The organism is Kitasatospora sp. NPDC091335 (genome assembly GCF_044757205.1).
Lineage (GTDB): Bacteria > Actinomycetota > Actinomycetes > Streptomycetales > Streptomycetaceae > Kitasatospora.
In genome coordinates this window covers 54,432-67,144 of record NZ_JBIVUM010000003.1, presented here as the reverse complement: position 1 = coordinate 67,144, position 12,713 = coordinate 54,432, and the positions used below count along the sequence as shown (strand labels likewise).

The 12,713-nt window shown below is 74.8% G+C and carries 10 protein-coding genes; 4 read left to right on the top strand and 6 right to left on the bottom strand.

Annotation, left to right across the window (positions count from 1 at the left end):
* Nucleotides 1-40: 40 nt before the first annotated feature.
* Entirely contained in the window at nt 41-952 is a 912-nt protein-coding gene (locus ACIQOW_RS09010) for a phytoene/squalene synthase family protein (protein ID WP_401081552.1), read from the top strand.
* 137 nt (nt 953-1,089) lie between these two features.
* On the opposite strand, the gene ACIQOW_RS09005 is transcribed toward ACIQOW_RS09010, so the two are convergent.
* A complete protein-coding gene (locus tag ACIQOW_RS09005; protein WP_401081549.1) occupies nt 1,090-1,833 on the bottom strand; it encodes an SOS response-associated peptidase in 744 nt (247 codons plus the stop codon).
* Nucleotides 1,834-1,998: 165 nt separating this feature from the next.
* Nucleotides 1,999-2,847: a PaaX family transcriptional regulator C-terminal domain-containing protein gene (locus tag ACIQOW_RS09000; RefSeq protein WP_401081546.1), complete on the bottom strand. Its 849-nt coding sequence runs from the start codon at nt 2,845-2,847 to the stop codon at nt 1,999-2,001.
* Nucleotides 2,848-2,916: 69 nt separating this feature from the next.
* Here ACIQOW_RS09000 and ACIQOW_RS08995 point away from each other — a divergent pair, with 69 nt between their 5' ends.
* Both ACIQOW_RS08995 and ACIQOW_RS08990 read left to right on the top strand, forming a co-directional pair.
* Nucleotides 2,917-3,954 (top strand): alpha/beta hydrolase family protein, encoded by a 1,038-nt coding sequence (locus tag ACIQOW_RS08995; protein ID WP_401082846.1) that lies wholly within the window; start codon nt 2,917-2,919, stop codon nt 3,952-3,954.
* Nucleotides 3,955-3,960: 6 nt separating this feature from the next.
* Nucleotides 3,961-5,145 (top strand): saccharopine dehydrogenase family protein, encoded by a 1,185-nt coding sequence (locus ACIQOW_RS08990; protein ID WP_401081543.1) that lies wholly within the window; start codon nt 3,961-3,963, stop codon nt 5,143-5,145.
* Between the two features lie 50 nt (nt 5,146-5,195).
* Here the strand turns inward: ACIQOW_RS08990 and sigJ are convergent, their stop codons facing one another.
* Nucleotides 5,196-6,119: an RNA polymerase sigma factor SigJ gene (gene sigJ / locus ACIQOW_RS08985; RefSeq protein ID WP_401081541.1), complete on the bottom strand. Its 924-nt coding sequence runs from the start codon at nt 6,117-6,119 to the stop codon at nt 5,196-5,198.
* A 174-nt stretch (nt 6,120-6,293) separates the two neighbouring features.
* On the opposite strand from sigJ, the gene ACIQOW_RS08980 reads away from it, so the two are divergent.
* Entirely contained in the window at nt 6,294-6,737 is a 444-nt protein-coding gene (locus tag ACIQOW_RS08980; protein ID WP_401081539.1) for a hypothetical protein, read from the top strand.
* An 81-nt stretch (nt 6,738-6,818) separates the two neighbouring features.
* On the opposite strand, the gene ACIQOW_RS08975 is transcribed toward ACIQOW_RS08980, so the two are convergent.
* The 3 genes from ACIQOW_RS08975 to ACIQOW_RS08965 form a co-directional block, all read right to left on the bottom strand.
* Nucleotides 6,819-7,763: an LLM class flavin-dependent oxidoreductase gene (locus ACIQOW_RS08975; RefSeq protein ID WP_401081536.1), complete on the bottom strand. Its 945-nt coding sequence runs from the start codon at nt 7,761-7,763 to the stop codon at nt 6,819-6,821.
* Between the two features lie 176 nt (nt 7,764-7,939).
* On the bottom strand, nt 7,940-9,994 hold the full coding sequence (locus ACIQOW_RS08970; RefSeq protein ID WP_401081533.1) for an alpha-galactosidase: 2,055 nt from the start codon (nt 9,992-9,994) through the stop codon (nt 7,940-7,942).
* Between the two features lie 110 nt (nt 9,995-10,104).
* On the bottom strand, nt 10,105-12,471 hold the full coding sequence (locus ACIQOW_RS08965) for an RICIN domain-containing protein (RefSeq protein ID WP_401081530.1): 2,367 nt from the start codon (nt 12,469-12,471) through the stop codon (nt 10,105-10,107).
* Between the last annotated feature and the right edge of the window lie 242 nt (nt 12,472-12,713).

Sequence of the window (12,713 nt, the reverse complement as noted above, 5' to 3'; positions counted from 1 at the left end):
TACGCTCGGCCCCGTCGAACAAGCGATGGGGTGGGACCGAGTGGGCAGGTGGGAGCGGGCGCTGGACGCGGCCGGGGTGCGGGAGGCCGGACTGCGGGCCGACTACGGCCGGCAGCGCGAGCAGGTCGCCCGGTACCGGCGGGAGGCCATGCTCGCCGCCGACCTGCTGCTGCCCGCGCGGATGGTCCCGCACGTGCTCGCGGCCACCGCGTTCATGCACCGCACCGACACCCTGCTCGACAGCGGCCCGCTCGCCGAACGCCGGGCGGCGTCCGCCCGCTGGCAGCGGCAGGTCACCGACAGCCTCGCCACCGGCCGCACCGACGACCCCGAGCTGCGCCCCCTGCTGCACAGCATCGACGCCCACCCCGTCCTGCGGGACCGGGTGCTGGACTTCCTCGCCGCGACCGGCGCCGACCTGGACTTCACCGGGTTCGCCACCGAGCAGGACTACCAGGCCTACGTCGACGGGTACTCGCTGCCCGGCTTCATGGTGGTCGCCGCACTGATCGGCCCGGACGGCGACCAGAGCGAGTACTGGGCGGCCTGCCGCACCTTCATCGACGGCAGCCAGCGCCTCGACTTCGTCAACGACCTCGCCGAGGACCTCGCGGACGGCCGGCTGAACATTCCCGGGCAGGACCTCGCCGAGCACGGCGTCACCCGCGCCGACCTGGAGCAGGCCCGCGACCTGCCCGCCGTACGGGCGCTGCTCGGCGCCCTGCTGGACCGGGCCGACCGCACCCTCGCCGAGGGCAGGGCCGTCATCGACCGGGTGCCGCCCGCGCACCGGCCGATGGTCCGCTGCATCGTCGGCGTCGAGGAGCTCACCAGTGCCGCCGCCCGCGCCGACCTCGGCGCCCTGCTGCGCCGCTCGGCGAGCCCCGGCAAACCGGGCGCGCTGCGCCTGCTGGCCCGCGAGTACCTCAGGGCCCGCCGCTTCCGCGACTGACCGCCGGCGGCATCGAGCACGCCCCCGCCGTTCTGGTCGGCCACCTCACCCGGAACCCGCTGCTCACCGCCGCCTTGGGCCTCGGCAGCACCACGCCCGGTGATCGCCTCGACGTCGGGGTCGTCCTGGGGCCGGGGTCAGTCCGCCAGCCCCAGTGGGTCCGGGGCCGGGTCGAGCAGCTCGGGGCCGTTGTTGCGGACGCTGTTGACGGTGGTGGGGACGGCGCGCACGCGCAGGTCGCCGTCGGCGGGGCGGCGCAGCAGGTGGTGCAGTTCGGCGGGGTCGGCGTGGGCGGGGGAGAGCCAGGTGGCGAGGTCGTCGGGGGCGACGGTGAGGGGCATCCGGTCGTGGACGCGGCCGGCGGAGTCGGTGGCGTCGGTGGTGATGACGGTGGCGGTGGCCAGCCAGGCGAGCGGGTCGTCCTCGGGGCGGGTGCGGTCGCGCCAGAACTCGTAGAGGCCGGCCATCAGCATCACGCCGCCGGTGCTGAGGAAGTACGGCTGCTTGTACTTCCCGCGGTCGCCCTCGGCGGGGACTTCACGCCACTCGAAGTAGCCGTCGGCGGGGATCACGCAGCGGCGGGCGGTGAAGGCCTTGCGGAAGGCGGGCTTGGTGTCGACGGTCTCCGAGCGGGCGTTGATCATGTGGGCGCCGCCGGACGGGTCCTTGGACCAGGACGGGACCAGGCCCCAGCGCAGCGGCCGGAGCCGGCGCAGCAGCTCGCCGGTCTCGTGGTCGACGCGTTCCAGGACGGCCGGGACGGGGTCGGTCGGGGCGACGTTCCAGCTCGGCGCGAAGGTCTCGGCCGGGTCCCACCGGAGCTCTCCGAGCAGCGTGACGAGGTCCTGGGGCGTGGTGGTGGAGACGAAGCGGCCGCACATGCTCCCCAGCCTGCCACGGCGCACGGACAACGGTGTTCAGCGCGGCGCGTGCCCGCCCGGCGCGTGCCCGCCCGGCGCGTGCCCGAAGGCGCGGCGGAACACGTCGATGAAGGCGCCGGCCGAGGCCCAGCCGGTCGCGCCCGCGTCACCGGTGCGGCCCTGCGGTCAGGAGGTGACCTCCGCGACCACCTCAGCGTAGGCGTCGAACAGCCGCGGCGCGCCCGGCCACGGGTCGGCGAGCAGCAGGGCCCAGCAACGGGCGACCAGCGCGCGGGCCTCGGCGCCGGGCCAGGGCCGCGGCAGCAGCTCCGGGGGCAGCAGCGGGTCCGGCTCGGTGGCCTCGGTGAAGACGGCGGCCAACTCGACGGCCACGGTGAGCAGTTCGGTCTCCGAGAGGCCGCCTTCGGTGAGCCGGGTGAGCTTCTCGGTAGCGGAGGCGGCCAGCCGCCGGTGGCCCTCGGCGATCTCCTCCAGCGGCCACCAGTGGCGGGCCAGCTCCCGGGGCTCCGCGGTGTCGCCGGTGTGCAGGTCGCGGGTGCTCAGCAGGGTGAGGTTGCCGAGGACGCCCAGGGCGCCGGCCGCCTCCCGGACGTCCGGTTCCCAGGGGTGCGGCGAGACGTACAGCCCGTTCTGCACCGGGGCGCCGCCGAGCCGCAGCAGCGCCTCGCGCAGCCCGTCGCGGGCGGTGCGGTCGCGTTCGGGGACGGCGAAACCCGCCAGGTGCCAGACGCCGTCCCAGGGGGCCTCGCCGCGGTCCTGGGCGTACATCAGGGCCAGGTACCCGACGTCCGGTTCGATCTCGCGCCGGGTCGCGGCGGTGGCGCGCAGCAGCGCCCGGCGGCCGCGGCCCTCCTGGACGAAGCGGCCGTCGGCGGTGAGGCGCCTGATGGTCAGCCGGACCTGCTGGTCGCTCATGCCGAGCCGACCGGCCACGGCGTAGAGGTCGCCGCAGTCGACCGTGCCGTCGGCGCGGACCAGCGCGTCCACCAGTACCCGGGTCGGGATCTCCTGCATGACGATCATCCTAGTGCGTTCATTTCTGATACGGTCGTTTTCAGAACGATCGACTAGTGAGTGAGCGATATGAAGATGTTCGGCAGGCACCGGTGGCTCTGGGGGTCGCTGCTGTCCGTGGTCGTGCTGCTGGTCGGCGCGGGCGGCTGGGTGGTGTACCAGAACGAGTACGACCTGACGGAGGAGCGGGTCACCGTCACCGGCGGGAAACAGCCGCTCCAGGGCGTCCTGGCCAGGCCGGCCGGCGGCCACGGACCGTACGGACTGGTGGTCTTCGTCCACGGCGACGGACCGGTCGACGCCACCCACGACACCTTCTACCGGCCGGTCTGGGAGGCCATGGCGAAGGCCGGTTACGCGTCGCTCTCCTGGGACAAGCCCGGCGTGAACAACGCCCCCGGCAACTGGCTCGACCAGAGCATGCAGGACCGCGCCGACGAGACCCTCGCCGCCATCCGCTGGGCCAAGGCCCAGCCCGGCATCGACCCGGACCGGATCGGCCTCTGGGGCGCCAGCCAGGCCGGCTGGGTGATGCCCAAGGCCGCCCGGCAGTCCCCGGACGTCACATTCGTGATCGCTGTCGCCCCCGCCGTCAACTGGCTCCAGCAGGGCCGCTACAACCTGCTCGCCGAGCTGAAGCAGCGGCACGCCTCACCCGAGGAGACCGCCGCCGCCGTCGCCCGCAGCGACCGCAACCAGGCCGCCCTGCGGACCGGCACCACCTTCGAGCAGTACCGGGCCGCCGGCGGCGACACCGAGGGCCTCACCCCCGAACGGTGGGCGTTCAACAAGCGCAACTACCCCTCCGACGCCACCGAGGACCTCGCCGCCCTCCGCATCCCGGTGCAGCTCATCCTCGGCGGCCGGGACGTCAACGTCGACAGCGACGACACCGAGGCCGGCTACCGCCGCACCATCACCACCCCCGGCCTGCTCCGGGTGCGGCGCTTCCAGGACTCCACCCACACCATGGTGTCCGAGGACGTCGAGCACTCGGAACTGCGCAGCACCGTCCTCGCCATCGCCGCCCCGCGCTCCCTGTTCACCCCCGGCTACCTCGACTCCATCCGCGACTTCCTGACCTCGCTCGACCACCGGAAGGGCTGACCCACGATGAAGCTGCTCGCCCTCGGCGGAGCCGGCGCGATGGGCCGGATCGCCGCCCGGGTCTCGGCCCGGGTCCTGGCCGCGCTGCCCGGCGCCCACGAACTGGTCATCGCCGACCGCGACCTCGACGCCGCCCGCCGCGCCGCCGCCGCACTCGCCGCCGGCTCACCGGTGCCCGTGCGCGCGACCCGGGCCGACGTCACGGACGAGCGGGAACTGCACACCGCCCTCGCGGACGCCGACGCCGTGCTCAACACCGTCGGCCCGTACTACCGCTACGGCCTCGGCGTGCTGCGTGCCGCCATCCGCACCGGGACCCACTACCTGGACATCTGCGACGACTGGGAACCCACCGTCGCCATGCTGGACCTGGACGAGGAGGCCCGCGCCGCCGGAGTCCGCGCGGTCATCGGCATGGGCGCCAGCCCCGGCATCAGCAACCTGCTCGCCGCCAGGGCCGCCGCCCGCCTCGACACCCTGACGGACGTGTACACCGCCTGGCCGGTCGACGTCGGCCCTCAGCCCGACACCTCCCTCCGGGACCCGGGCGGGGCGGTCTCGGCCGCCGCCGTGCACTGGATGCAGCAGATCAGCGGCACCGTCGCGGTGGTGGAGAGCGGCCGGTTCGTCCGGCGGCCCCCGCTGCGCCCGGTCACCCTCGATCTGCCCGGCGGCCGCCGCGGCACCGCCTACACCGTCGGCCACCCGGAACCGGTCACCCTGCGCCGCACCCTGCGGCCCGCCGGCGCCGCGGCCGACCTGATGGTGGTCAGGGCCGGCACGGCCGCCTACCTGGACGTGCTGCGCGAGGACCTCGACGACGGCCGGCTCACCAACGAGAGCGCCGCCGCCGACCTCGACCACCCCTCCGTGCGCCGCACCCTGCGCGCCGCCGCCCGCGCCCCCCGCTTCCGCGGCCCCGGCACCCTCCCGCCGTTCTTCGCCACCGCCACCGGCACCCGCGACGGCCGCCCGGCGGTGGTCCTCGCCCACCTGAGCGGGGCGGACGCGCTGCTGGCCGACATGGCGGAGGCGACGGGCGTCCCGGCCGGGCTGGGCCTGGCACAGCTGCTGGACGGCACGGTGGGGCCGGCGGGGGTGCACCCGCCGGAGGCCGTGATCGACGGGGACCGGCTCTTCCGGGAGCTGGCCCGGGAGTGCCCGGGGGTGGAGGTGGTGGAGGAGCTGTAGGCGCGTCGGTGCGGGGCGGGGCCGCCGACCGAGGGCCCTCGGTGGGGGCGTCAGCCGCCCTGCGGGGCGCTCGCCGTCCACGGGCGCAGCTTGTCCGGGTTGCGCACCGCCCAGATGTGGGTGATCCGGCCGTCCGCCAGGGCGAAGGCCGCCACCGTCGCGGTGACGCCGGTGTGCTGGGCGACCAGGCCGGGGCCGCCGTTGACGGACCGTTCGAGGAGCGTCAGCCCGGGGGCCTTCGCGGCGAAGTGGACCAGGTACCGGGCGATCGGCTCGCCGCCCACCACCGGGCGCAGGGCCGCGCCCGCCACGCCGCCGCCGTCGGTGGTCATCGTGGCGTCGGGGGCGAGCAGGCCGACCAGGGCCGCGATGTCCCTGGCCTCCCAGGCCTCCTTGAAGTGCCGCACCAGACCGGCTTGTTCGCCCGTCGGAGTCGTCGGGGCCGGCGCGGCGCCGATCCGGCGGCGGGCCGAGGTGGCCAGCTGGCGGCAGGCCGCCGGGGTGCGGCCGACGATCGCGGCGACCTCGGGGAAGGGGTAGCGGAAGACGTCGTGGAGGACGAACGCCACCCGCTCGGCCGGGGTCATCGCCTCCAGGACGACCAGGAAGGCCATGCCCACCGACTCGTCCAGGGTGACCCAGTCCGCGGGATCGGCCGGTCCGCCGCCGGCCGAGCCGCCGATCCACTCGGCGCGGTCGGGCAGCGGCTCGGGGATCCACTCGCCCACGTAGCGCTCCCGCCTGGCCCGTGCCGAGCCGAGCAGGTCCAGACAGACCCGGGTGGCCACCGTGGTCAGCCAGGCGCCCGGCGAGGCGACGGCCTCCCGCTGCCGCCGCGACATCGCGTACCAGCGGGCGTACGCCTCCTGCACCGCGTCCTCGGCCTCGGCCAGCGAACCGAGCAGCCGGTACGCGAGGTTGACCAGCTGCCGCCGCTCGCCGACGATCACGCTCAGGTCCGGTTCGGTGCCCATGGTCGGTGCTGCTCCCTGGTTCTGCTCGTCCGTCGCCACTCCGGCCACTCGGCCCGCCGGTGTGTGACATCGGCTCGGTGCGGAACCCCGCCTCACACTTCGCGGGCCTGCGTCGTCGGATCAGCGGGACACTACCGACCGACCGCCGCGAGGCAGAAGAGGGGACGGCACACCATGGCCATCCAGAGCACGGCAGGGGCAGCGCCGGAGGCGTCGTCGAAGGCGGTGGTGGAGCAGCGCACCCGCGGCTACCTGCGGGTCACCGTCGCGCTCCAGACCGCGGCGGTCTTCTTCCAGGCGGTCACGGCCGGCCTGCTGCTCTCCACCTCCTACGGCGAGACGCTGCACAGCGTCGGCGCCCGGGTGATGTACGGCGCCGCGATGCTGTACCTGCTCGCCGCCGTCCTGGCCTGGCGGCCGGGCGGCGGATCGCCCCGCCCGATCCTGTACGCCTCCGGCTTCCTGGTGCTCGCCTCGGCGCAGGTCGTCCTGGGCGTCGCGCACGTCCCGTCGGTCCACGTCCCGCTGGGCGTGCTCATCTTCGGCCTCAGCCTGGCCGTGCTGGCACGGATGCCGGCCGCCCGCACCGATCGGCGGACGGCCGGACCCCGGGGCTGAGAGATCCGCGGGGACCGGCAGGCCCACCGGTCGCGAACCGTCGAGGATCCGGTCGGTGGGCGGCGGACGCCGGCGCCGTGATCATCCGGCGGATCGGCGCCCGACGGGTGAGGGCGCGGCGGTGGAGTCGTGGAGCCGGCCGTGCCGCACGTCCTCGCTCCTGCCGAGCGCCCGCATCACCTCGCGCAGTTGCACGAGGGGTTCCGGGCCGCAGATCCGCAGCACCACCGTCTGCGCGCCCGCCTCCCCGAGCGCATCGAGCGCCGCCACGGCCTCGGCCGCCGTTCCGCCGGCCGCGAACGTCGCTGACTCGTCGCGCCCCAGCCACTGCGCGTGCCCGGCGACGGCGTCCCGCAGGGCCGGGGCCGCGGCGTCGCCCACGCCCAGGAACGTGAAGACGGTGATCGTGTGGTCCACGCCCGCGCCGCCGCGCTCCGCGGCGGCGCGGACCGTACGCAGGTCCTCCGGGCCGTGTCCCTCGGCCACGAGCGTGCCCTGCGCGGCCCGGCCGGCCAGCTCCAGGGACTTGGGCGAGACGACCCCCGCGATCACCGGAGGAATCGCGTCCTTGGCCGGCGGGTGGACCAACTCCACCCCGTCGATTCGCAGTTCACGCCCGTCCACGGTGACGCGTTCGCCGCGCAGCAGGCCGCGCACCGCGGTGAGGGCCTCCTCCAGCAACGCCAGCGGCGACCGCGGGGCCACACCGGCCTGCCGCATCCACTCCCGCACACCGTGGCCGATCCCGGCCACCAGTCGACCGGGGAAGACCCTGGCCAGGGTGGCCACCTCCATCGCCAGCAGCGCGGGACTGCGCAGGGGCGCGGGTGCGATCCCGATGCCGACGCGCATCCGCCCGGTCGCCCCGAGGGCCACCGCCGCAGCCGAGATCCCACCGTTCCATCCCAGGTCCTCGACGACCCACAGGTCGTCCGCCCCCAGGGCCTCGGCCTCCCGCGCGAAGGCGGGCAGCCCGGCCGGGTCCCAGGAGCGGTCGAACATCACACCAACACGAAAGGCCGTCATGACCGGTCAAGGTACCTTGATCGCGGATCGCCGGTCGCCCCGCCCCTCCCTGCCCCTCCCTACCCCCGCCTCGGCCCGAGTCCGATTCCGATTCCGATTCCGACGCGGCTGAACCTGAAGGTGCCGGCCGCCCGCACCGATCGGCGGACGGCCGGACCCCGGGAACGGGAGGCCGCTCAGGACCCGAGCGCCCAGCTCTGGCCGGCGGCCGGGCGGGTGGTGACGAGGGTCCCGGCGGTGCCGGGGCCGGCGTCGAGGACGAGGCCGGTGGCGACGTTGGCCACGGTGACGGAACCGGCCGGGTCCTGGGTCAGCCTCCACTCCTGCCAGGGGTTTCCGGGCGCGAGGTCGAGCAGGTAGGCGCTGTCACCGGCGGAGGCTCCGGCGGAGAGCACGGTGTGCCGATGAGTGGGGGTGTCGCAGTCGTCGCTGATCCGGACGGTGCCGTCGGGGTTGCCGGTGAACGTCCACTGCTGCGCCGGGTCGGCGCCGCGCCGCGGCTCCAGGTCGGTGATCGAGCCGAGCGGCGCGGTGCAGGAGCCGAGCAGCGAGAGAGCGAGGCCGCCGCCGATGGTCAGCGCGTGGTACGCGCCGTCGTCGACCACGCCCGACGGCCCGCCCGCCGACGTCGCGGTGAGCCGGTAGAGGGCCGCGCCGTGCGGCGGGAGGGCGGCGCCGAGCGGGCCGGTGACGGTCGAACTCGCGCCCGTCCACAGCTCCTTGGCCCGGTAGCCGGGGCCGCCGAGACCCAGCTCGGTGAGACTGGTGGCGACCGTACGCCCGGCCGAGGGGTCCTGGTTGACCAGCAGCACGGCCGTGTCGCCGTTGGCGAGCTGCCGCTTCAGCACCACCGGGGCGTGCCCGTCGGCCGGCTTGGCGCCGACCAGGGTGGCGGGCTTGGCCAGGCTGTCCTGGTCGACGGCGATCACCTCGCGGTTCTTCAGGATCGCCAGGCTCGCCTCGTCGATCCCGGTGGACCAGGTGTGGCCGTCCTCGCTGCGCCGGGACTGCGCGGCGGTGCGCAGGTCGGCGCTGGAGATCAGCGGTGCCGCGAGCATGGCGAGGACCGAGGTCTCGGTGCGGGACTCGTCGTCGGTGAAGGGCTTGTGGCAGGGGCAGGTGTCGGTGGTGCCCCACAGGCCGTGGACGTCGTGCCAGCCGGTGAACATCAGGTCGAGGTCGTTCCAGCTGCCCGGGCGGACGTTGCCCGGGTACGCCAGCGCGGTCGGCAACTGCCCGTTCCAGAGCACCGCGTCGAGATCGCTGCTCCGGTCGCCGCCGATCCGGCAGAGGTTGGCGACCTGGCCGCACCAGATGCCGGTGGGCGCGTAGCCGGGGGCGTGGAAGGGGGCCGTCCCGGCGGCCTGGACCACAGGGTCGGTGCGGGCCGGGTCGTCGGCGGCGAGCAGGGGCGGGGCACCGGTGTGGACGGGCTGGGCGGAGACGCTGAGGGTGACCTTGGGCCTGCCCTGGGCGGCGGAGGCGGCGTCCAGCGCGTGCTGGAAGGTCTGCACCCGGGCGTAGATCGAGCGGGTCAGCTCCTTGCCCTCGCCCTGCGTCCCGTAGTCGTGGCCGTCCGGGCCGGTGATCTTCGGACCGTACGGGCAGTCGTCGTACTTGACGAAGTCGACGCCCCAGGAGACGAAGTCGGCCGCGTCGGTGCCCTCGTGGCCGAGGCTGCCGGGGTGCATCTGGCAGGTGAGGTAGGTGTCGGTGGCGTAGAGGCCGAACTTCATGCCCTTGCCGTGGGCGTAGCGGGCGAGGTACTCGATGCCGTTGACGGTGTGCCCGTCGACGGTCTGCGCGAGGAAGTGGTCGGGGCGCGGGATCAGGTGGCCGGACGTGGGGTCGTTGCCGGTGCCGTCGGTGCCGCTGACCGGATTCCCGGCGGCGTCGTACAGCTGCATGCCGCCGTCGGCGTTGCGGACCAGGTCGGTGGTCTGGCCGTCGCGGTGCCACAGCGACCAGCCGTCGTCGATGGTGACGGTGTCGTAGCCGGCCGCCACCAGGCCGTTGGCGGCCATGAAGTCGATGGTCTGGACGACCTGTTCCTGGGTGACCTCGGTGCCGAGGGAGTTCCAGGAGTTCCAACCCATGGGCGGGGTCAGGGCGTTGCCGTTGCCGAGCGCGGTGGCCGGGGCGGCGGTGCCGAGGCCGACGGCTCCGAGGCCGGCGGTGGCGAGGGTGAGGGACAGCAGGGTTGCCGCGAGACGGCGGCGGGTTCGGCGCATGTGCGCCCTCCTGAGGGGGTGGGGATGTCGAGATGATGGGCCGTCAGGAAGCGGAGGGGGTGCGGCCGGCCGGGTGGGGCCGGCCGGCCGCGGGTGGTGCGGTGTGGGGGTCAGTCGGTGACGCCCGCGGTCGCGGAGCGCCCGGGGGCCAGGATCACGGTGGTGGAGGTGTAGGCCGCGCCGTCGACGGTGGTGGTGCGGGCCTCCCGCGGCTCGCCGTCGACGGTGACACGGGCGTGCCGCCCGGGGAGGCGAGCCTCCCAGGTGAGCGGCTCGGCGCCGGTGTTGGTGACGGTGCTGCGCCGGGCACCGTCGTGGCGGACGGTCACCGTGCCGCCGCCCACCGGGATGCCCGCGACCTGGAGCCAGTCCATCGAGGCGGGCAGCTGCGGGGTGGTGGCGAGGGCGTGGCCGGCGGCGTCCGGGGTGACGCCGAGCAGGCCCTGGACGGTCTGGGAGAGCAGGGTGAACGGGACCTCGGGGTAGTCGCCGTTCAGCATCGCGCCGCTGGCGTGCTGCTCGCCGGTGCTCCGGTGGATCTGCCGCATCCACTTCCAGGCGGTGGTGCCGTCGTGGTTCGCGAAGAACGCGTCGGGCAGGTAGGTGTAGGCCTCCAGGTTGGCCGAGCGCTCCGGGCCCGAGTCGGCGGCGTCGATGGCGGCGAGGAAGGCGTCCCGGCGCGGGCCGGGGTCGAGCAGCTGCTTGACGGGCATCAGCACGCTCGCCTCGTAGCCCCAGCCGGTGACCGGCTTGCCGGTGGTGTCGTAGCCGTGCACGACCTCCCCGGGCTGTGAACCGTCCACGCTCCAGGTGGAGTTGACGTAGCCGCGCAGGTCCTCGGCGGCCTTCCGGTAGCCGGCGGCGGAGGCGGCGTCGCCCCGGGCTTCGGCCAGCGTGGCGGCGGCGAGGTAGGCCTGGTACTGGGCGCCGATCGCGTCCCCGGCCTCGGCGTAGGTGCGGGTGGCGTTCTCGGCGTAGCTGGCGGTGCCGGCGAAGATGCTGCGGCTGGTGGCCTGCGGGATCGGCAGCCCGCGGTTGTCGACCGGGCCGGGGTGGGCGGCGATGAACGGGCCGAGGGTGTTGCGGACGTACCGGCCGAGGGCCGGGTCGTCGGCGTAGTCGCGGTCGCCGGTCCAGCGGAAGGCCTCGCCGGTCTGCTGGACGAGCTCGAACGGTGCGGGCAGCTCGCGGACGAAGCGTTCGGGGCTCCGGTAGTCGATGGCGGCGTAGCTGCGGGCGTCGAAGTCGAGCGCCCAGACCGGGTAGAGCTTGTTGACCTCGGTGGCGGAGCCGGCGAAGCCGCGCAGCATGGTCTTGTTCTCGGCGTCCAGGCCGAGCAGGTGGGCGCCGACCAGCTGGTGGGCGAAGTCGCGGCTGTAGAAGGCGGAGCGGAACGGGTAGCCGGCCCAGTAGGTGGCGTCGTACGTGGTGGTGCCGGTGCCGCCGGGGTGGTTCTCGTCCTGGTCGAGCACGCCGGTGGTGCCGGCCTGCTGCACCCAGCTGTTGGCCTTGGTCTTGGCCCAGTCGAAGAGCGCGACGACCTCGGGGTCGGAGGAGCTGATGACCGGGTCGTTCGGGGCGGACGGGGCGACGGCGGCGTCGTCCACGTTGATCCAGCCGGTGGGGGAGGAGCCGACGGTGAGGGTCAGCCGGTCGCCGGGGGAGACCGGCACCCGGGGGAGGGAGTACTTGGCGTAGACGGTCTGCTCGGGCAGCGGGAGGGAGTGCACCACGGTGCCGTTGACGCTGACCGAGAGGCTGCCGCCCGCGCCGCCCGTCGCGATCCAGGCGGACAGGTCGTAGCTGCCCGCGGTGACGGCGGTGACCTGCTGGCTCACCGCGTACCCGGGCCCGGCGTCGAGGTAGGCGAGGCGGCTGCCGCCGTGCGGGTTGTTGGCGGCGGTGCCGGTGTGGGCGGTGAAGGTCCAGCCGTCCGAGCCCTGTTCGAAGCCGGGGTCGGCGAGGACCAGCGGCTCGGTGCGGGTGAGCGTCCACCGGTGGGCGGGGCGGGCGTCGCAGTGGTGGCGTGCCGGCGTGGCGTCGGCGGTCAGGCAGGCGCCGGTGCCGCGGGCGGTGAGGGTGTACGTGCCCTGCGGTGCGCGGGAGATCGTGAAGCGCTCGGCCTCGGGGGAGGCGCCGCAGTCGGCGGTGGCCGGCCGGGGCTCCGGGCCGCCGAGGGTGAGGCAGCGGCCGGTGGCCGCGTTGACCAGCAGGTACGCGTCGCCGGTGCGGCGCAGCTGCCAGCGCTGGCTGAGCGGCCGTCCGCAGGCCGCGCCGGTCACCGGGGTGCCGGGGGCGGGCTGGGCGTACTGCGGGCCGAGGCAGTTGCCGTCCAGGGCGGAGCCGAGGAGGTAGCTGCCGCCGTCGACGAGCGGGGTGCCGGAGGCGGCCGGGGCCGGTGCGGCGCCGAGGGCCTGGGCGGCGAGCACGGCCAGCAGGGCGACACCGGTCGGTAAGGCGCGGGTGCGGGGCGGCATGGCTTGGCTACCTCCGGTCGGGGGGACGGGGCGATGCGGTTTGAACGTTCAAATCGGATGAGGTTCAGGGTTAGGATGCATCGCATGTGATGGGTGACATTTCACATGGTGGGCGCGTTCGCGTCAACGGGCCGCGCGGTGACGGCTTCCGGGAGGTGATCGGCGGGAAAGGTGAAGGTCCCTGCCCGACGGGGGTGGGCAGGGACCTTCACGTCCTCGGGGGTGGTCCCGGCCCCGTGACG